Source organism: Verrucomicrobiia bacterium (genome assembly GCA_035574275.1).
Classification (GTDB): Bacteria; Zixibacteria; MSB-5A5; order DSPP01; family DSPP01; genus DSPP01.
This window is the reverse complement of the sequence record DATLYY010000006.1, coordinates 20538-39262: the sequence shown is the minus strand read 5'-3', so window position 1 is coordinate 39262 and position 18725 is coordinate 20538. Positions and strand designations below refer to the sequence as shown.

Here is an 18725-nt window from a genome sequence, read left to right as displayed (position 1 = left end):
AGCAATAGATTTGGCAGGTAGGCTGGTCGGATTAGGAGCGTTTCAGCCGTTTAACCGCCACGCGGTAATCCCGCTCGCCGAAGATGCCCTTGCCGGCGACCAAGACCTCGGCACCGGAGCGGCTGATGGCGGCGGAATTTTGCTTGGAGATGCCGCCATCCACTTCTATCAAAAATTTGGCGCCAAGACGTTTTTTCATTGCGGCAGCTTCCTTGATTTTGGCCGAGACCTCCGGGATGAACTTTTGCCCGGCAAACCCGGGAACGACCGACATTATCAAAAGCAAATCGAAATGGCCGAGCAGCGAGTCGACCACGTCCAAGGGGGTGGAGGGATTGATGGCCAGCCCGGCCTTGGCCCCCAAACGGCGGATTTCATCCAATAGCGTGGGGGAGGGACCGATGACTTCGTAGTGGATGGAGATGATATCCGCGCCGGATTTGCGGTACGCTTCCAGATATTTTTCCGGGTTGGAAATCATCAAATGCACGTCCAAGGTTTTCTTCCAGAGCTTGTTCAAGGCGGCCGTAATCATAGGGCCGAAGGTGAGATTGGGAACGAAATGCCCGTCCATCACGTCCACATGCAGCCAGTCCGCCCCGGCGGCCGTGACGCGGGAAATTTCTTTTTCCAGTTGATGAAAACCGGCGGCGATAATCGAAGCGGAGATGAGCGGTGACTTGGCGGCCATTCTCACTCCGAGCGGGCCACCCAAAGCTTGACTTTTTCGCCGCGGCGCACGGCCAGCCCGCCGGGCGGCTCCTGCTTCAAAACCGTTCCGGGGAGCACCAGCTCGTTGTCTTCGTAGTCCAAGTCCTTCAATTCCAAGCCGGAGGCGGCAATCCGCTTTTTGGCCTCTTCCAAGCTGCGCCCCACCAAGTTCGGCACCCAGGTGGAATCCGGCTCCACCCCGCCGGCGGCGATGGTCAAAGTGACCCGGCTCTGCGGGGCAACCCCGGCCCCGGGAGAGGGAAAACTGGCCAGAACCATCCCCTTTTCCACGCCGGAGGTATCCACCTCCACGATTTCGCCGACGTAGAGGCCGTAATCCAAAAGCAGAAGCTCTGCCTGCCGCCGCCCCATGCCGACCACGTTGGGAACGACCAGACGCTGGTTCCCCTTGGAGACGGAGACCTTTATCAAGCGCCCCTCCCGCACCCGCATCCCCGGCGGCGGAAGCTGGGAGATGATGATGCCGGCCGGATAGGCCGAAGAGAATTCCTCGCCGACCACGGCGATCCCCAAATCGACCGACTGCAGAACGGCGCCGGCCGAATCGACCGAAAAACCGACCACGGAGGGGACCAGCCGGTCGTCGTCGTGGCGCACGGCCGCGGGCATGAAGATTTTGTCGAAGAGGACAATGGAAATCATGAAGGCCATGCCGAGGGCCACGAGCAGAAAGAAGAATTTGCGCGCCCGGCCGGCGGCCTGCGGGTGGATCGTTACGGTGGGTCTATCCACGGGTTGGAAAATACATCAGCGGTTTTTGGGAAGCAAAGGAATATCGCAGCGCCAAAGCAGCAAAGAGGAGCAGCTTGAACCGTCCCCGCTCTGCTTGCCAACAACCCGATTCAAATCACCTGCGCTTCGCGCAGTTTTTGGAAAAGCTTTTCGGCGATTTCCTCCGGCGTGCCGGAGAGCATCTCCCCTTTGGGACGGGGCGACGGCGGGGAAAACTGTTCCACTTTGTAGCCGAAATTGGCGGGGTTCAGAGCCGAAGCGTCCAGCCCCAAATCGGCGGCGCTCCAGGTGGTGATTTTGGCCGATTTGGCCCGCATTTTTCCCTTGAGCGAGGGGAGCCGCGGCTCGTTTATTTCTTTCACCACCCCCACCACCGCGGGCAGGGGCGTTTCGATCACTTCGTAGCCGTCATCCGCCATCCGGAAAACTTTCGCTTTTCCCGGTTCCAACTGCTCGAATTTTTTCACGAAAATCACCTGCGGCAGTTCAAGGTAAGCGGCCAGGGCGGCGGGAACGGCGGAACTGTCGTCATCCACGGCCTGCTTGCCGCAGAGCACCAAATCAAAGGCGCCTATTTTTTTGATGCCGGCCGAAAGAATGAGAGCCGTATGCAAGGGATCGGCGGTGGCAAACAACGGGTCGGAGAGCAGATACGCCTCGTCGGCGCCGAGAGCCAAAGCTTCGCGCAAAGCCCCCTCCGCGGCAGGGCCGCCGGAAGTGACTACGGAGAGTTTGCCGGAAGTTTTTTCCTTGATGCGAATTCCCTCTTCAACGGCGTAGACATCGAACGGGTTGACCATCCCCGCTCCGGGAGGGGGAACGACGCCGCTTCCGTCGGGGGAAACTTTTATGCCCGCGATTTCCGGCACCTGTTTTACGCAAACAATGGTATGCAAATTTCCTCCTAACTTTCCACCGGTTTTGGAAGCTGGTTTTCTTTTTGGCGCAGGGCCAAAAGCGCAAGCCGGGCCGCTTTTTGCTCCGCCTCTTTTTTGGAGGGACCCGCCCCCACGGCGAGCTTGGTTCCCAAAATCATCACCGCCATGGTGAAGTTTTTGCTGTGATCCGGCCCCTCCTCCGTTTCCAGAACGTAGCGCGGCGCCCCCATGCCGCGACCCTGCAAATATTCCAGCAATTCCCCTTTGTAATTGTAGTGGGCCCGGTCCGAAACCAACTCCCCCATCCGCGAAAGCACCTGCGTTTCGATCATCTCCGCGGCGGCCTCCAGCCCGCCGTCCAGGTAAACGGCTCCCAGAAGCGCTTCGTAGGCGTCGGCGATGATGGAATGGCGGTGGCGCCCCCCCATCCGTTCCTCCTCCGGGGAGAGTTTTAAGAATTTTCCCAGCCCGATTTCCCGGGCCACGCGGGAGAGGGTGACCTTGTTGACCAGGGCGGCCTTCAGTTTGGAAAGCTCCCCTTCGTCTTTTTCCGGAAAATGCTCAAAAAGAAACCGGCTGGTGATCAGGCCCAAGACGGCGTCCCCCAAAAACTCCAGCCGCTCGTTGGCCGAAAAGTAGGCGGTCTTTTTTCCGGAAAGCCGGGCCGCCGAGCGGTGGGTCAACGCTTGCTCCAAAAGCTCCCGGTCGTGAAAACGGTAGTCCAAGAGCTCCGCGAGCTCCCGCTCCTCATACGGATGGGCGCCGAAAAGCCCCTGAAGCAGTTTGCGAAGCTGGGAGACCGCCCGGCGGGGCACATTACCTCCCGTTAAAGCGGCCGGCTAAGATGGAAACGTTGTGCCCGCCAAAGCCGAAGGAGTTGGATAGAACATGATTCACCTTTTTTTCGCGGGCCTGTTTCGGAATGTAGTCCAAGTCGCAGGCCGGGTCCGGCTCGTCCAAATTAATAGTGGGATGCATAACGCCGGAATCTATGGTGAGTATGGAAGCGATCAGTTCGGTCGCCCCCGCCGCCCCCAGAAGGTGGCCGGTCATTGATTTGGTGGAGGAAATCGGAACTTTGTAGGCGTATTCTCCAAAAACCGTCTTGACCGCCTCCGTTTCGGCCACATCCCCCAAATCGGTGGAGGTGCCATGGGCGTTGATGTAATCAATCTGCTCGGGGTTTAATCGGGCGGAACGCAATGCCTCGCGCATCGCACGGGCCGCTCCTTCCCCTTTGGGGGCCGGGGAGGTCATATGGTAGGCGTCGCCGGTCATACCAAAACCCAAAAGCTCGGCGTAAATCTTGGCGCCCCTTTTTTTGGCATGCTCCAGCTCTTCCAGAACGAGAATCCCTCCTCCTTCCCCCATCACGAATCCGTCCCGGTCCTTGTCGAAAGGGCGGGAGGCCCGCTCCGGCTCGTCGTTCCGGGTGGAGAGCGCCCGGGCGGAGCAGAATCCGGCTAGGGAGGTGGGGGTGATGGTCGCTTCGCAACCGCCGGTGACCATCGCCTCCGCTTCCCCGCGCTGGATGATGTGAAAAGCATCGCCGATGGCATGCGCCGAGGAGGCGCAGGCCGATACCGTGGCGTAGTTGGGGCCCTTCAACCCGTAGCGCATGGAAACCAACCCGGGGCCCATATCGATAATCATCATCGGGATAAAGAAGGGGGAAACCCGGCCCGGCCCGCCGGAAAGCAGGGCCTGATGCTGCCGTTCGAAGGTGTCGATGCCGCCGATGCCGGAACCCAGCACGACTCCAACCCGTTCCGGATTTATTTTTGTGGAATCGAGACCGGCTTCCGCCAAGGCCTGGCTGGTGGCCGCCAGGGCATACTGCTCAAAAAGGTCCGCCCGCCGGGCCTCCTTTTTGTCCAGCACCTTGGAGGGATCGAACCCCTTTACCTCCCCGGCAATCTGGCAGTCGTAGGCGGAAACGTCGAAGCGGCTGATTCTCCCCACGCCGGAGCGACCGGCGGTGAGATTATCCCAGAACTCTTTTATGGTGTGACCGACGGGAGTCAAAACCCCCAGACCGGTCACCACTACGCGCTTCATTCCGCTTCTTCTTTTTCCATGTTCCTCTCGATGTACTCAATCGCCTCCCCGACGGTGGTGATTTTCTCGGCGTCCTCGTCCGGGATTTCCAGATCGAATTCCTCTTCCAAGGCCATCACCAGTTCGACGGTGTCCAGCGAGTCGGCCCCCAGATCATCCACGAAGGATGCTTCCTGGGTCACCTGCTCGGGGTCGACCCCCAGCTGCTCGACGATGATTTCACGCACTTTTTGCTCGATTTGCGATGCCATGTATTCTCCTCCTTTTGTTCTCTCCCCATCTCCGGGGCAAGTTGTTACATTAACAGTCCGCCGTCTATTTGCAAAACCTGGCCGGTGATGTATCCGGCCTCCTCCGAAACCAAAAAACCGACCGCCGCGGCCACCTCCTCCGCCGTGCCGGCCCGCCCCAGGGGAATCGCCGCCAGAAACGCCTCTTTGGCCCGTTCCGGCAGCTTTTCGGTCATTTCGGTCTGGATGTAGCCGGGGGCTACGGCGTTGACGGTTATGTTCCGCCCCGCCAGCTCCTTGGCACAGGCCTTGGTGAATCCGACCACACCCGCCTTGGAGGCGGCGTAGTTGGCCTGTCCGGCGTTCCCCATCAAGCCGACCACCGAGCTGATGTTGACAATCCGTCCCCAGCGCTTTTGGGCCATCACCCGGGAGGCCGCCTTGGTGACCAGAAAAACCCCTTTTAAATTCACCGCCATAACCTTGTCCCAGTCCGTTTCGTTCATCCGGAACAAAAGCCCGTCTTTGGTGATACCCGCATTGTTGACCAAAATATCCAGCGAGCCGAACGCCTCCACCGTTTTGGCTACCGTTTCCTCGACCGAGCCGGCGGAGGAAACGTCGCCGGCCAAAGCGAGAGCCGTAAATCCGGCCGATTTGAACTCTTCCGCCGTGGTCCCTGCGGCATCTGCCAGTAAATCGGAGATGACCACCGAAGCGCCGCGCGCCGCCAATCTGCGGGCAATGGACCGGCCGATGCCCCGGGCCGCCCCGGTGACCAACGCCGCACGGCCGGTCAAATCTTTGTGAATCGTTTCATCCAAAACGCCGGTCTCCGTTTGCATCGAAATCAAACCGCCGCCGGGCGGGCCGCAAAGTCCGCCGGTGTTTCGAAATTTCGGGTCTGTGCGCCCTTCAAGGTTCTTTTGACCAATCCGGCCAATACCTTCCCCGGCCCCGCTTCCACGAACTCCTCCACCCCCAGGCTTGCAAGCCGGATGAGCGTTTCCTCCCAGCGCACGGGGGATGTGATTTGCTCCTTCAACAGCCGGCGAAACTCCTCCGGCCGGGTCTCCTCCCGCGCGGTGACATTGGCCACCACCGGGATTTGAGCGGGGGAAAAAGTAATCGAATCCAGAAATTCCGCAAGTTTCTTTTTTGCCGGTTCCATCAGGGGGGAATGGAAGGCCCCCCCCACGGGCAAAAGCATCCCCTTTTTGCCGCCCGCCTTCGCCGTTTCAACCGCCTTTTCCACAGCCGCGCGCTCTCCCGAAACGGCCACCTGCCCGGGGGAATTGAAATTGGCCGGCACGACCACGCCTGCCGAAGAGGCTTCTCGGCAAATTTCTTCCGCCTCCGCGGGCGTAACGCCTATCAGGGCCGCCATTGTCCCCGGGTTTTGGTCGCAGGCCTCCTGCATGAATCGCGCCCGGGCGGCCACGGCCAAAAGCGCCTCTTCAAATTTCAAAACCCCGGCGGCCGCCAGGGCCGTGTATTCGCCGAGCGAGTGCCCGGCCGTGAAGTCAAACTTTTCGTTCTGCTTTTGCAAAATCCTCCAAGCCGCGATGGAGGTGACGAAAACCGCCGGCTGGGTGTACGCCGTCTGTACCAGTTTCTCCTCCGGCCCGTCAAAGCAGATGCCCGACAGCGAATACTTCAACACCCCGTCCGCCCGGTCGAAAACCTCGCGTGCCTCGGAGAACGTGTGGTACAGCTCTTTTCCCATCCCCACTTTTTGCGACCCTTGTCCGGGAAAGAGCAGGGCGCGCTTCATAACCGCACCAAAACGGAGCCCCAGGTGAACCCGGCGCCGAAGGCGACCATGAGCACCAAGTCCCCCTTCTTAACCCTGCCGTTTTGGCGCGCCTCCCAGAGCGCCAGCGGGACGGAGGCGGACGAGGTGTTTCCGTAGCGGTCAATGTTTACGTACACTTTTTCCATCGGCAGCCCCACCCGCTTGGCGGTCGCCTCGATGATGCGGATGTTGGCCTGGTGGGGGATTAATAATGAGAGTTCGTCGGAAGAACAGCCCGCTTTTTCCAAAGCGATGGCGGCTGCCTCCCCCATTTCCCGCACGGCCGACTTGAAGACCTCGTTGCCCGCCATTTTGATGTAGTGCCCCCGCTTCTCATAGTTTTCCGGCGTCAAGGGCTCCACCGTCCCCCCGATTGGGACGTACAACAAATCGGCCAGACCGCCGTCAGCGGCCAGGAAGGTGGATAAGATGCCGCGCCGTTCGTCCGGGGGGGCCGCCTGTACGACTACTGCTCCCGCGGCATCGCCAAACAAAACACAGGTGTTCCGGTCTTTATAGTTGGTGAGTTTGGAAAGCACCTCCACGCCGATGACCAGAACGTTTTTGTACATGCCGGATTGAACGAAGGCGTTGGCGGTGGCCAGGCCGTAAATAAATCCGGTGCAGCCCGCCACCACGTCCATCGCCGCCGCTTTCGCGGCCCCCAGCTTTTGCTGCAAAATGCAGGCGGAGGAGGGAACGAGGTAGTCCGGCGTAACCGTCCCCAAAAGAATCAAATCCACTTCTTCGGGGGAAAGCCCCGCTTCCTGCAAGGCCTTCCGGGAGGCCTCCAGGGCCAAATCCGTTCCAACCGTCCCGTTTTCCACCACGTGCCGCTCCCGGATGCCGGTGCGGGTGACAATCCACTCATCCGAGGTCTCGACCATCTTTTCGAAATCGTAGTTGGTCAAAACCCGCTCCGGCGTGGCGGCCCCCACGCCGACAAGAACGGCCTTCTTCAATCGGTTTCCTTCCATCCAGCCAGCTTCTCCTGAATATGCTCGTTGACCCGCGCCCGGAACATTCCGGCGGCCGCCTTGATGCCGTTTTTGATGGCCCGCGCCGACGAGCCGCCGTGGCAGATAATCGTGACGCCATTCACCCCCAGAAGCGGGGCGCCGCCGTACTCGGCGTAGTCCAGGCTTTTCTTCAAGCGGCGCAGAAACGGGGCCAAGAGAAAAACGGCAAAGCGGGAAAAGATGTTGGTGGAGATTTGGTGGCGGAATTTTTTGCCCAAAAATCCGTAGAGCCCCTCGGCAAACTTCAAAATCACGTTGCCGGTAAACCCGTCCGTGACGATCACCTGGCAGCCCCCTTCCATCACGTCCCGCCCCTCCACGTTGCCTTGAAAGTTCAGCCCGCTTTCGGCCAGAAGCCGGTGGCTGGCCAAGACCAGCTCGTTCCCCTTGGTCGGCTCCTCCCCGATGGACAGAAGCCCCACTTTGGGTTCGGTATGGTTGAAAACGTAGCTGTAATAAATGGACCCCATCAAGGCGAACTGCTCGAGGTGGAGGGGTTTGCATTCGGCGTTCGCCCCGACATCCAGAAGCATGGCCGGCGCTTTTACGGTGGGAAAAACAATGGCAATGGCCGGACGGGAAACCCCCTCCAGCCGCCCGAGTGTTAAAAGGGCGGAAGCCATGACCGCGCCCGTGTTGCCGCCCGAAAGCCAGGCATCCGCCCGGCCTTCTTTGACCAGACGGGCGGCGACGGCAATCGAGGAATCCTTCTTCTTGACCGCCTCGCTGGGGGGTTCCCCCATTTCCACTTTCTCGGAAGCGGCGACAATTTCCAGCTCCCCGTTGTGCGCCCGGTGCCGGGCCAGTTCGGCCTCGATTTTTTTTGGGTCCCCGACCAAAAGAAGCCGGTACTCCTTCCCGGCATCTTCGGCCAAAAGCTCCAAGGCGCCGGCCACCACGGGCCGGGGGCCGAAATCCGATCCCATGGCATCGACGGCCACCCGGATCGGAGCTTTCGTTTCGTTCAAACCTTAAACTTCCTCGGGCTCGGTAACCGGCTTTCCGGCGTAGTACCCGCAGTGGGGGCAGACGTGGTGGGCCCGGTGCTTTTGATGGCACTGGCGGCATTCCACCAAGGCCGGCGCGGAAAGTTTCCAGTGGGTGCGGCGTTTTTTGCCGCGGGTTTTGGAATGTCTTCGTTTCGGTAACGGCACAAATACCTCGCTTTTCTTATACGTTTAACAAGTAAACCGGCCCGCCGGGCTTACTGCATAAGCCGGCGCAAACCGTCCCAACGGGGATCGGCCGCCTCGCGCCGGCAGTCGCATTCCCGGTTGTTCAAATTCTGCCCGCATACCGGACAAAGCCCCCGGCAGTCGGAACGGCAGAGGGGCTTGGCCGGGAGGTTGAAAATGATGGTTTCCCGAACGCGGCCGGTAAAATCCAACTCCTGGGTTTCCGGCAGGATTTCAAACTCCCCGTCCGGCAGCTCATCCTCGGGGGTTAACGCCTCCACCCGGCGCACAAACCAGCCCAAAGGCAAAAGCAGGGGCAGCCGGAAGGGCTCCAGGCAGCGGCTGCACTCCAGCACCGCCGGGGCAAACAGTTCGCCGGACATCTGGTAATCCCTGCCGGATGCCTGCGCGGTGAGGCGCAGACGGCCCGACTCGTAGAACCCGACTAAAAAATTTTTCAAATCCAGTTCGCCGAATTCGAACTTCCAATCCTGCTCGGATATTTCCTTGCGTCCGGGAAAAAGCTCGATTTTCATAGGAACAGTAAGCTATTCTGGCGGCCTGAAAATGTCAAGCAATAATAGGGAAAAGGAATACCGAGTTAAACCAAAATCAGGGAGTCGAACAGGGAGTAGAGCTGAACACCGTGCTCAAAAGACAAACCGCATCGGACGGCAGGTAGGCCAAATCACCGTTCAAATCGGCGGCCGCCAGGGGCATCGGCGGGAGCGAACCGGAAAACAGGAAGAGAAGTTCAAGCACGATGTCCGCCGGGGTCAAAACCCCGTCCCCGTTCAAGTCCCCCCGGAGCAACAGGGAAACGTCGTCTACGAACCAGCCGTCCGCAGTGCCGGAAAGGTCGCTTTTCAACCGGAAACGCACCCGGAAATCGGGGGATTGGTAGTACGCTCCCAAGGTGACGATTCGTTCCGTCCAGGTTGAAAGCGTGCCGGTGGTTTTTACCGTTCCGGCCAGCGTGGACCAGTTGACCCCGCCATCCGTGGAGATTTGCACCATGATGGAATCCCCCGGCACCAAGGCATACCGCTCTAAATAGCGCAGAAAGTAGTTGGTGGTGGTATCCAAACGTATCCCCCGGTTCATTTCCCAGCGCTCGTCCACGCTGTTGCGGTAATTTCCCCGCGGGGAGTCGGCAAAAGAAAAATAACCGGAATTGGCCTGGCGCCCGGAAGGCCCCCAGCTTTGATTCGTGCCCGAGGCCCGCCAGTCATAACTCCCCGAATCCGCATGATCTTTGAACCAGGGACGAAGAATCAAATGACGGAGCCAGATGGGGGCAAACACCGGGTCTTTCACCACGCCGCCGTTGGCGGATGCATAATAAACGATTTCCAAATCGGAGGAAGCAATAGGTATGGAAGCCGAAAGGGTGTCGCCGGCGGCCGGCGTCAAAGCCACGGAAGAAAAACCCGACGCGGAAATTTCCTTAAAGAACAATTGCGGCGAATTTACCGGGAAACCGCGGGGATTGTGCACCACCACCTTCACGGGATGGGATGAGACTCCGATGGGAACATTGGCAATGGTTCCCTCATTAACGATTTCCAGCGTGACCGTGCTGTCCGGACGGAAGAGGGCCGCTTTGTAGACGTCCGGCACCCCCCATCCTTTCTGCATGTTGGGGGAAGCGGCATTGTTGGCAGTAAGCATCAACGCCTCCCGAATCTGCCGCGGCGCCCAGTCCGGGTGCACGGACATCAAAACGGCGGTGGCGGATGCAATTAAAGGGGTGGAAAAGGAGGTCCCGTTGGAGCGCCTGTAGCCCGCCAGATTTGCTGGGTCCGCCAAGTACGTCCGTGACCCCTGTGCTACCAGTTCCGGTTTAATCCGACTGTCGGCAATCGGTCCTTGGGAAGAAAAGGAACTTAATACGCCAAAACTGTCCACCGAACCGCAGGCCAGAACGTCGAAGGCATCCGCCGGGGCCCAAATCGAACTGTCGGGAGGGCCGTTGTTGCCGGCGGCGTTGCAGACCAAAATTCCCATGTCGGCGGCCATGGAAGCGGCGGTCGAAACGATGGTAGACATTCCATCCAAGTCAGCAAAGGAATAATCACACATACAACTATCGTCAAAGTCGAGGTAAGCCAAAGAACTGGAAACCACATCAGCGCCGATGCTGTCGGCCCATTCCAAGGCCGCCACCCAGTTATCTTCCTCCCACTGGTTTTCGGCAGGTATATACTCCGTTTTTGCCAATATGAAATGGGCCTTGTAAGCCCCTCCCAGAAAGCTACCGGGGGCCGTTCCCCCCACGACCGACCAAGTGGACGTTCCGTGAAACCCCTGACCAATCGCGAGTTCTCCGGCATCCGGAGCCGTATCGAAATCCTTTTGAATAAAGTCATATTCAGCCAAAACTTGACCATTCGCGTAAAGAGTACTGAAGGTGGAATGATTTTTCCTATAGCCGTCATCCAGCATTGCCACTAAAACACTATCTCCCCGGCGACCCAGAGTGTGCACGAGCGGGATGTTGAGGGAGTCCAACTGTGTAATTGCCGGGCCGTAGGAATCGGCGTAGGCGGTTTCCGTTACTTGTTGGGGGGGAAGTTCGACCGCAGATTCCAGCGGCTCCGGAAGCGGCTTTCGCTTAAACTTGGCTACCGGCCGCAAACCGGCCACAAAAGGCAACCGTTCAATGGCTTGTAGTTTTTGGGGTGAAATCCAAACCGAAACGGCGTTCAGCCAGCGGCTGGTCTGCCAGACCCGGGCCCCAAGATCTTCGAGCCGTCGGACATAGTCGGCGGAAACCGGCCTTTCCGCTTCCGTGGAAATGGCCGAATTTCCCTTGCGGGCGATGCGCAAAGCGGCCCGCTGGGCAACGGCCTCAAAACCGAAGGAGCCTTTATCCCGGAAAAAAACCCACGCTTTTATGCTGTCGCGGCCGGATTGAGCCAATTGAGCGGCCGGTAGAAACTTGGGACGCGGCGCGGCAAAAGAGGATATACTCCCAAGGGCCAGAAAAAAGGCAAGAAATCCGGTCAAACCCCGCATGACAATGGCATTATACCACCGCGCCGAGAAAAAATCAATCAAAAGGTGGAAGGACCCGGGCCGGGATTCCTTTTGAAAGATTCTAAAAAAGAAGTGTTCAGTTTTCCAACGAGGGGAGAGTTTTTGATGGTGGGATGAGAGACGGCTTCCGTTGCCGCCCGGTTCTCGGAAACCGGCACCCAGAGAAGTGAAAAACCAAGTTTTTTTCGGAAAGCCCGCAGCCGCTCAAAAAGCCGGGCGGAGGGGTTGCCGGAGGCGTGAGCCGGACTGACGGAGGCGGACCGAAGGGAATGGTCAACGGAATGAAACGACCCCTCCGGCTGGCTGGCCTGATAGATCGCGGCGGCGGAATCCCCCAGAAACTCCAATTTCTGTCCCTTGAGCAGTTCCGAATTGGCCTCTACGAACTGGCACAAAGTCAAAAGGGCATAAAGCTCGCATTCCAAGGCACTTCCGCGGTGAGCGGAACGAAAAAGAAACCCAAAATCCGGCACGGCAAAAGCGATGATTCCAACCCCGCTTTCTTCCCGCCGCTCCAGTCGGTTGGAGCCGTAAAAATACAATTTCACCTCGGACTTACCCAGCAATCCTCATGCCTTTTGGATATCACATTCAACCGCTCATAATTCATTGTGGGACAACAAAATGCCGTAACGGGGAATGAGGTTTATAGAAAGAAATTACTAAATGTTGCTTTCTAAAATAAATTTTAGGCAGTGGAATTCAGCAGCATCCTGCCGGAAAAAAAGTTATATGGCCAGGCTTTCTTTCAGCTTGTCGATTTCGGAAGGCCTGGGGACAAAGAATTTCCCCTCCGCCTCCGCCACCGTTTCCCCTCTCTGGTTTTTGGCCCAGCCCTTGGTGATATAGACCCGGCCGTTCTCCTTTTCGATGTAACCGAAAAGGGAAAGTTTATCGGCAATTTCGACCGGTTTTTTGTAGCGTACCGACAGTTCCGCCGTAACGCAGTAGACGTTTTTGACCAAAACCGCCTTGATCATCACCTCGTCCATCAAGGAGCAAAGAATCCCGCCGTGCAAAAGCCCCTTGTACCCTTCCAAAACCTCGCGGGGAACAAATTCGGCCGCCGCGCCCCCCTCTTTTTCGTAAAATTTCACCCCCAAGCCGATAGGGTTTTCGTCTCCGCAGACAAAACAGCCGGCGTATTTGACGATTTCCTTCACGGGTCCAAAATCCCGAAATCCGGCGGAAAAGTCAAACGGCGGGTTTTTTGGGCAAAAAAAAAGCCCCCGTACGGGGGCTTTTTTCCAAGGCTGGCCCGGCTACTTCAAGAAGGTCATTCTGTTGACCCGGGTGAAGTTGTCGGCTTTCAGCTTGTAGAGATAAACGCCGGAAGAAACTCCCAGACCGTTGTGGTCCGTGCCGTTCCATTCGAGGTTGTGATACCCGGCCGGCATGGCGCCATCCACCAGGGTCTTCACCTTCTGGCCCAGGATGTTGTAAATGTCCAGGGTGACCTTGGATTCCTGCGGAAGGGCGAAGGAGATGATGGTTTTGGCGTTGAACGGGTTCGGGTAGTTCCCCCGAAGGGCGTATTCCTTGGGCAGCTGGCTTGCGCCGGCCGCGTTAAGAGCAATGATTCCGCTCTTCTTGTCGAAATACGGCACGAAGTCGATGACCTCGCGGCCCTGACCCTCATCCACCACCCGATTCTCAATTAGAAGCATCGTGTGCTGGGGGGCGCGGGACTTATCCTCATCCAACACCACCTTATTCAGGTTGGCGTCGGTTACCGTGAAGTGCAGATAGGCGATCTTTTCGTCTCCCGGCGCCATATCGGCTTTTAGATCATAGGCGGAGGAAACGAGCCCGATTAAGACCGTTTTGGCCTGGTTGTCGATTTTCTTGAACTGAAAATCAAACCCGCCAATCCGGCTGTCTTCTATGAACTGCACTTGGTCTAATACGATACCATCACCGGCATTCCCGAATTTCAAGGGAATGTCGATGGCCGTAATCGGCTCATCATTTTTAATCATGATGGGCACGACCAACTTGCCCGTGGCCGCATCGTATTCGTGGGTGCCGAAATAAATTTTATCGACATTCCCCGGATCGCGGGCCGCCAAAGCAAGGGCCGGCACTAAGAAGGCCACCAAGACGGCAAGCGTCAGTGTGCGCTTCATTCTAAACCTCCCATCGTTTGGGTTATACATTTTACTAAACCTGACATTTTATGACCCATCCCCTTTTTCGCAAAAGGTTGGTCCGGGCGCTTCCTAACAACTTTTTTGTTCATCCTCCCCCCGCCCTAAAATACCTCCAGTTGGTAGTCGGTGTTCCTTACGGCTCAGTGTGGGGAACTCCGTTTTTCCACATATAAATACGCACCCAAAAGTCGATTTGTCAAGTCTTTTTTTTGCCCCACCCCTCCCCCGGCTAACCCCTTGGAAGCCAGCCGGAAAAAAGCTCCAAAACCGGCCTGGTGCCGCACCGCAACCACTCCTTCACACCCTCTATTCAGAGGTATCGGCGTTTAAAAGCCGGTTTTTTAGTTTCTTTGCAAGGAGAAGTGCTTGCTTTGGACAAAAAAAGAGGGCGGGTTATACCCGCCCTCAAACTGCGCGATCCAATGGCAGTCCTTACGGCCCACACCAAGGCGGATCAGTCAGGCCACTATAAACCTTAAAAAGTTCAAGTGTTACGTCAATAGGAGACAGCCCTCCGCTACAGTTAACGTCAGAATAACAAAGGTTGCAATCTCCTCCCACTGTGCCCGCTCCATTTGCAAGAAAGACGCAGTTGAGCATCAAGGTAACATCGGCTGGAGACCAGTTACCATCTCCATTCAAATCTCCTTTTGCAGCTGGGCATATCGAACAGCTATCGGATGTTTGCGGAAGAGACATCCAGCTTAGAACCTGGGTCAGAAGTTCTTTTCCTCTGTTAAAATTCGCTACGTGTTCCAAACCAAAAGTGGAGAATATGATGCCCCGCTGACCTCCCAAAACTCGAGCGGCTGCTACTATATCGCCACTACTGTTAATTAAAAGTGGAAATGAGGGGCAGGTCAAAGGATTCAGCCGTTCCAAGCTGGAGCCAGGAACCAGCAGCAAAGTATCTAAGTCACTCAGGAAATGTTCCAAGCCGGGATACGGCACTACGTAGCTCGTCGTGTCACGGGTTGTATCTATGGCAAAACCCCATGTCGTTCCAAAGTACGTTTTGGCCGTGTTATCCAACCCCACAAGTGGCCCGCATATCCAGACACCCTGACTGTCATTGGCCATAGCGTTGTTCAAGGCCGTCTGACAGGCGGTTGGGAAGGTATTGCTGGATATTGCTCCGGTTGTCCATAGCACGTGCGGCTCACCCTGATAATCCTCGGTAAGCCGGTTAGGAGCCATTCCCGTCCGCGCACCCACTTGTCTCAAGTCCACGTTGTCAATGGAAGGCGCCGGATTGAGCGCGTTTATTATGTTGCGATAGGTTTCGTCCAAGTTATCGTCCTCATAGGCTAGTTTTACGCCTTCAAACTCAATCTGCACGGTCACGCTGTCCTTTATCCTGTCGGTTTGGAAGCGGGAATTGGCCGAGTACAAGTGGTAATCATCCCACACGTTGAGCCAAAGGATGTGGTCGCCGGCGATTGAAAAACCAACAAAATTAATATTTTGGCCGCCCCGTATATCCCCGTCATCGGTGCTGTCGTCATAGCAGTTCTTGTCCACGTCTTCCAGGTAAATACTGTCGCAGGGCCAATTGGAATCTCGAAGGGTATCAAGGTCCCAAAAGTATGTGAGTGAATCCGAGTCCGGATCGGAAGTTCCCGTTCCCTTCAAAAAGAAGGGTTGATTTATGTTTTTGATATAAAAAGTGCTTTCCACGTCAGCGACAGGCTTGTAATAGCGGAATAAAAATTCATCCCAGTGGGTACTATCAACAAAATTAAAATCGGCAACTGGAGGATAAGGATAATTTCGAGCCATGTTGGAATCACTTGTCGAACACCCTACGCCTGCGTGAGGATAGCACGCTGTCAAATCTGGAGCATAAACCCGCCTGCTTTGAGAAACTCCTCCTTCCGATTCGAGTCCAGTGCTGTCGAAAGGATGATCGCTTCGGTTAGCATAAGCTCTAAAAAGCTTCCCCGTTCCCGTGAGCGGTATTTCCCGCTGCCTTGCTGAAGGAAAATAGATTGAAAGCCCGGCAGGATTGTTGCGATGTCTGCCGGGAATGGAAAGGCTTAACCCACCACCCTCTAACCCAACAATCACCGGGCCTTTTTTGACCAAACGGCTTGCAATTCTAGCAGCACAGCTATCATGACCCGTTTGACAGGGTACATCCGTTATCTGATCTACGATAAGCGTCAAGCGTCTCAAATCAACAAAATCCGCCATTCCTTGGGCTTGTGTGCCGTAATGTTCAGTCGTAAATCCCCGCAGAGCCGAACGAATTTTTAGCTGATAATTATCACTTGATACACCAAAAGCGCAACGGTCTTCCACCCCCTTTTTCAAGTTGACGGCCAAGGTGTCCACCAATGCCAATAATGTATCCAAGCCATCCAATTTGACAGCCGCCCAAACCGCATGCGGATCTTCCGCAACACGTTCCCTTAAAAGTGAATCCAAGGTACGTTCATCGAGCGTATCGACCAAGGCGGGCAGATCCGGACCGCCCTTGAGAGATTTTACGAGCCGTGCGTAATTAAAATCGGCCGGTCCAGTCATTTCCGGCGAAGCGACCATAACTTTGGCAAAATCCTTTATCTGCGCGGCAACTTCAAGTTGACTCATCAAGGGCGCGTCAAATATCAGGAGATCCAATTTCGTAGCACCTAATCCCGTCTGCAAACCCGATTTTAATTCTCCCATTTCCAACCGGTCACCGCTCGTGGCATCGCCACAGATTCCCTGCCAACCCGCTCCGTCTCCCTTCAACGCCAACGCATAGCGAGCGGCTGGATAATTGGTCTTTGCCCGAGATATAAAACCTGATAAGGTTGTGTCTAAGCCTGTGTTCACACTGGTCGGACTAAGCACGAGATTGCGAACAACTCCCGATGTATCCCACCGCAGGGCACCCTCAAACGTTTGACTGTTCGGTTGTGATACTGTCTCTCCCGTCAAACGGGTACGGCGAGAATCAATGAGCACTACTACGTTCACGCTGTCCACATTGGCATTTGCGCTATCCGCACCCACCGGCATTACCCGCTCGATTTGGTTCAACAAGTCGTAATACCACTTATCGGGAGATGTCAATACGTCCCCATAATCGGCGGCCATATAAAGCATCAAGGTCCAGTCGGCGAGGCCTGAAGGAGAAGGCAGTATGCTTGAAGTATTGAAGGTCATAGGCAGATCATTGCTTCTTCCCATCGTGGGACCGGCTGCATCGGGCCCGCCGACGAAATGAACGAGTTTACCCGTTTGACAGGAAGCGCTGTCACAACCGACCTTATCCCGCCCCAGGGAAATACCCGCCGTGGCCGTCAAAAGGGGGCCGAGCCCATCTTGCGGCTGAATCCGGATAAGTTCACTCGGATTATCCTGATTAGCGCTATCTTCATCCAAGCTTAAGTTCTTAAAATTCCAGCCTACTTGGTCTGCAGTAGGCGCATCTGGAGGTGCTGAAAGAAGGCACAGCCCTTTTCGATTGTTAAAAAATTTTGAACTTCTTTTAATATAAATATCGCCTCGTCCGTCGCCAAAATCGGCGTCAACGAAGCTTGTGTCACGAGTGATATGTACAACAAGATAAGTATTTGTTGGAAATGTAACGGTTTCCAATACAAGCGGATCATTGTCCGATGTGTCCCTCATCAATCTCCACCCGGCGGTGGTTTGCACACTCCCTTTATTGTAAAGTTCTACCCACTCATGGTTTCGTGAGGAATCACTGGATAAGGTATCAGCATTGAACATTACTTCGTTAACAACCACGTTGACAGTCCTATACTCCCCGCCTGCCCGCAAGACCCAATTAATGCTCATCGGACCCACCCAAAGCGTATCCGTAGGGTTCAAAATGTAACTGTGTGATTGAGGGTTGTTCGTCGAGTGAACCATCCACCAACCATCGCCAATATCTGCACTATCTGGGTGGGGTCCTCCGGGAACCGGACCAAGCACAATCCAGAACGTATCGCCTGCAGCAAATTGTTTGGTGCTGTCTGAAAAACGATGTGCCCAGAGTACACTTGGAAGAGGGGCGGGTACCGTATCTTGGGTAATGAGAGAAAGAGTATCAGGATAACCTCCCGCGTTGGGAAAAACCCGAATGTAACAGGAGGAATCAGTGTTGACCAGTGAATTATCCACTTGAAAATAGATTGACTTAAGAGTAAAAGAGCGTGCAGGAACGAATCGTTGGGCTACCAAATAATTAGTTGCATCATAACCTGGCTCTCCATGATAAGGTGAAACGTCCACAGAGTCGTAGTTTATAGTGTCCTTTACCGGAATGGATGGTGCCAAGATCTGATTTAGGGAATCGAGCTGCGACTTAGTTGGTCTGGAAAATCCCCCTTGAAAGGAAAACAGAACGAACGCAACGGCAAACCAAAGCGAAAACCGCTTCATAAAGCCTCCCCAAAAAAGTTATGTGTTAAGAGTTAAAAAGCTTTCTCAAGCCTCCAATAAACCTGCCCAAAAGCTGTGTCGGCGACTTAAACGCAAACAAAAAATAGCATTTTGACGGGGGGCGTGTCAAGGAAAATTTTACGGATACAAAGGGAAAACGCAAGTTTAAGCAGGGCAAATACTTGGGTTGCCGATCAAATCGGCCGGCTACATTCCAAGCCCCGACAGGCCGGGGATTTTGAGCCCGCCGGTCAGGGCCGCCATCTTTTCCTGCTGAAGCGTGGAGGCCTTCTCGCGGGCTTGAGCCAAGGCCGCCAGAATCAAGTCCTGGAGCATCTCGACCTCTTCGGGGTTGACCACCTCTTTTTCGATTTTAAGCTCGATGATTTCCTGCTTGCCGTTGGCGATGACGCGAACCATTCCCCCGCCGGAGCTGCCTTCCACCCGGGCCTGCTCCAGTTCGGCTTGAATTTTGGCCAGTTTTTCCTGAAACTGCTGGGCCTGCTTGAAAATGTCCCCAAAACCTTTCATTTATTC

Annotated in this window: 18 protein-coding genes; all 18 read right to left on the bottom strand. The window is 55.9% G+C overall.

Annotated features, from left to right (window positions below):
• Positions 1-31 precede the first annotated feature (31 nt).
• The 18 genes from rpe to VNL73_01190 all read right to left on the bottom strand — a co-directional run bounded on the left by rpe (position 32) and on the right by VNL73_01190 (position 18719).
• The gene (gene rpe / locus VNL73_01275) at positions 32-691 is read right to left on the bottom strand and encodes a ribulose-phosphate 3-epimerase (protein ID HXF48040.1); all 660 of its coding nucleotides are present in this window, start codon (positions 689-691) and stop codon (positions 32-34) included.
• 2 nt (positions 692-693) lie between these two features.
• Positions 694-1464 carry a PASTA domain-containing protein gene (locus VNL73_01270; protein HXF48039.1) on the bottom strand — a complete coding sequence of 257 codons (771 nt, stop codon included), beginning with the start codon at positions 1462-1464 and terminating at the stop codon, positions 694-696.
• Between the two features lie 110 nt (positions 1465-1574).
• A complete protein-coding gene (locus VNL73_01265; GenBank protein ID HXF48038.1) occupies positions 1575-2360 on the bottom strand; it encodes an electron transfer flavoprotein subunit beta/FixA family protein in 786 nt (261 codons plus the stop codon).
• An 8-nt stretch (positions 2361-2368) separates the two neighbouring features.
• A complete protein-coding gene (gene rnc / locus VNL73_01260) occupies positions 2369-3157 on the bottom strand; it encodes a ribonuclease III (GenBank protein ID HXF48037.1) in 789 nt (262 codons plus the stop codon).
• Between the two features lies 1 nt (position 3158).
• On the bottom strand, positions 3159-4400 hold the full coding sequence (gene fabF / locus VNL73_01255) for a beta-ketoacyl-ACP synthase II (protein HXF48036.1): 1242 nt from the start codon (positions 4398-4400) through the stop codon (positions 3159-3161).
• Positions 4397-4651 (bottom strand): acyl carrier protein, encoded by a 255-nt coding sequence (gene acpP, locus VNL73_01250; protein ID HXF48035.1) that lies wholly within the window; start codon positions 4649-4651, stop codon positions 4397-4399. The genes fabF and acpP overlap by 4 nt, the downstream gene beginning before the upstream one ends.
• A gap of 44 nt (positions 4652-4695) precedes the next feature.
• The gene (fabG, locus tag VNL73_01245) at positions 4696-5475 is read right to left on the bottom strand and encodes a 3-oxoacyl-[acyl-carrier-protein] reductase (protein HXF48034.1); all 780 of its coding nucleotides are present in this window, start codon (positions 5473-5475) and stop codon (positions 4696-4698) included.
• A 5-nt stretch (positions 5476-5480) separates the two neighbouring features.
• Positions 5481-6404, bottom strand: a complete 924-nt coding sequence (gene fabD / locus VNL73_01240) for an ACP S-malonyltransferase (protein HXF48033.1) — start codon at positions 6402-6404, stop codon at positions 5481-5483.
• Positions 6401-7402, bottom strand: a complete 1002-nt coding sequence (locus VNL73_01235; protein HXF48032.1) for a beta-ketoacyl-ACP synthase III — start codon at positions 7400-7402, stop codon at positions 6401-6403. Before VNL73_01235 ends, fabD begins: the two co-directional genes overlap by 4 nt.
• Entirely contained in the window at positions 7384-8412 is a 1029-nt protein-coding gene (gene plsX, locus VNL73_01230; protein ID HXF48031.1) for a phosphate acyltransferase PlsX, read from the bottom strand. Before plsX ends, VNL73_01235 begins: the two co-directional genes overlap by 19 nt.
• Positions 8413-8415: 3 nt before the next feature.
• Positions 8416-8598, bottom strand: a complete 183-nt coding sequence (gene rpmF / locus VNL73_01225; protein HXF48030.1) for a 50S ribosomal protein L32 — start codon at positions 8596-8598, stop codon at positions 8416-8418.
• 50 nt (positions 8599-8648) lie between these two features.
• Positions 8649-9155, bottom strand: a complete 507-nt coding sequence (locus VNL73_01220) for a DUF177 domain-containing protein (GenBank protein ID HXF48029.1) — start codon at positions 9153-9155, stop codon at positions 8649-8651.
• Positions 9156-9231: 76 nt separating this feature from the next.
• On the bottom strand, positions 9232-11628 hold the full coding sequence (locus VNL73_01215; GenBank protein HXF48028.1) for a S8 family serine peptidase: 2397 nt from the start codon (positions 11626-11628) through the stop codon (positions 9232-9234).
• 47 nt (positions 11629-11675) lie between these two features.
• The gene (locus VNL73_01210) at positions 11676-12224 is read right to left on the bottom strand and encodes a hypothetical protein (protein ID HXF48027.1); all 549 of its coding nucleotides are present in this window, start codon (positions 12222-12224) and stop codon (positions 11676-11678) included.
• 162 nt (positions 12225-12386) lie between these two features.
• Positions 12387-12821: a PaaI family thioesterase gene (locus VNL73_01205; protein HXF48026.1), complete on the bottom strand. Its 435-nt coding sequence runs from the start codon at positions 12819-12821 to the stop codon at positions 12387-12389.
• Positions 12822-12920: 99 nt separating this feature from the next.
• On the bottom strand, positions 12921-13784 hold the full coding sequence (locus VNL73_01200; GenBank protein ID HXF48025.1) for a FlgD immunoglobulin-like domain containing protein: 864 nt from the start codon (positions 13782-13784) through the stop codon (positions 12921-12923).
• Positions 13785-14240: 456 nt separating this feature from the next.
• The gene (locus VNL73_01195) at positions 14241-18188 is read right to left on the bottom strand and encodes a clostripain-related cysteine peptidase (GenBank protein ID HXF48024.1); all 3948 of its coding nucleotides are present in this window, start codon (positions 18186-18188) and stop codon (positions 14241-14243) included.
• A 207-nt stretch (positions 18189-18395) separates the two neighbouring features.
• Positions 18396-18719, bottom strand: a complete 324-nt coding sequence (locus VNL73_01190) for a YbaB/EbfC family nucleoid-associated protein (GenBank protein ID HXF48023.1) — start codon at positions 18717-18719, stop codon at positions 18396-18398.
• Positions 18720-18725 lie beyond the last annotated feature (6 nt).